This window comes from Gilliamella sp. CG16 (assembly GCF_046635785.1).
In the GTDB taxonomy this organism is placed as follows: Bacteria; Pseudomonadota; Gammaproteobacteria; order Enterobacterales; family Orbaceae; genus Gilliamella; species Gilliamella apicola_I.
The window spans coordinates 1-1,513 of record NZ_JBIDFL010000027.1 but is presented as its reverse complement, the minus strand read 5'-3'; the positions used below and the strand labels follow the sequence as shown (position 1 = coordinate 1,513).

Sequence of the window (1,513 nt, the reverse complement as noted above, 5' to 3'; positions counted from 1 at the left end):
ATTGATGGAAAAACACCAAAAGTAACGGGTGATAATTTAGATTTTATTTACAAGAAAAACGGCGATGCGGCGATCACCGGTCATGTAATGGTTGATATTAACAATAATGGCACACTAGAAAATTATGTTAATAAAACAGGGGACATGGCGATACCGGATATAAACGTCAAATTATATAAATTTGATGGTTCCAATCGTACGTTTTATCGTGAAGTAAAAACGAATGCAAAAGGTTACTATAGTTTTAGTGGTATTGATTTAAATACTGATTATATTGTTGAAATTGAACCCACAAAAGGTTTTGGTGTTATTGCTAATGCAGAGGGTAACACAAATATCAATTTAAAACCGATTCACTTTGAAGATGTTGGAAAGACAGTACAAAACCAATACTTCTTATTGGCAGGAAGTTCAAATAGTTCACCGTCAGCTGGTATAAACAGTAGTTATGCAATCAACAGCGGAATTTCTGGAAAAACCTTGTTAAATGGTAGCGATCCAGTTGAGCCAATTACTCAAGTTTTAATTGGTTTACGTGATGCAAACAATAACGAGATTGCACGTCAGTATACCAATGATAAAGGTGAATACCACTTCTATAATCTATCCCAAGGGAAGTACAGCATTAATATTGTCGCTTCACCAGATGGTTATTCATTAGTTAAAAACAGTAAAGGTACCACTCAACCAATTGATACTTTATCTGGTCTAGATTTAACTAATGTGGGTATAAAAGACAATAATTTCTATTTTAAACAAGCGAGTGATGAAGGTATTGGTGGTAAAATCTATGTTGATTATGCCGATAATAATACCGATTTTAATCAGTTAAATGAGTTTGCCTATTTACTTGATAGTGCGATCACGTATACCGTTGAGCTACGTGACGGTTTAGATGGAACTGGTAAGCTATTAATGACCCAACAAACCGTAGATGGTGAGTATCATTTCTCTAATCTGGTGTTTGGTGATAATGCTAACTATTCTGTGGTACTGAAATTAGACGCTAATGCCGACCATGAGTTTAAACAAAGCTCAGCAGGTAACGATCCGAAACATATTGTTATTCCGGTTGCGAATTTACCAAAAAAAGGTTCACTGGATAACAATTATCTGTTGGTAGGAAAATTAAAAATCGATGGTTATGTCTGGGTTGATGAAAATGACAGCAAAGACAGACAGGGTGATGAAGGGCTTAATGGCATTAATGTGACCCTTAATTATCAGGCACCGGGTGCAACGGATTATGTCGAGCTTAAAAAGGTTAATACCGACACTTCAGGTCACTATCAGTTTGAAAAATTACCGAAAGGCGGTAACTATCAAATTAAGGTTAGCACACCGGAAGGAACGGAATTAATTGCGGACACTGTCATAGCCGGAAATAGTGATAGCTTTGAGTTTAAAACGTTAAAACAAAATGAGTTAGACAAAAGTTCAGCGTATAAATATATTGCCATGATCAAAGGTCATGTCAGCATTGATATAGACAACAGCCGAACCCACTCAGCGA

1 protein-coding gene is annotated in these 1,513 nt (G+C 36.1%); it reads left to right on the top strand.

Features of this window, described 5'->3' with window-relative positions:
* Window positions 1-1,513, top strand: a 1,513-nt coding sequence (locus ACGH47_RS11355; RefSeq protein WP_411623481.1) for a collagen binding domain-containing protein, incomplete at both ends; no start/stop codon positions are given.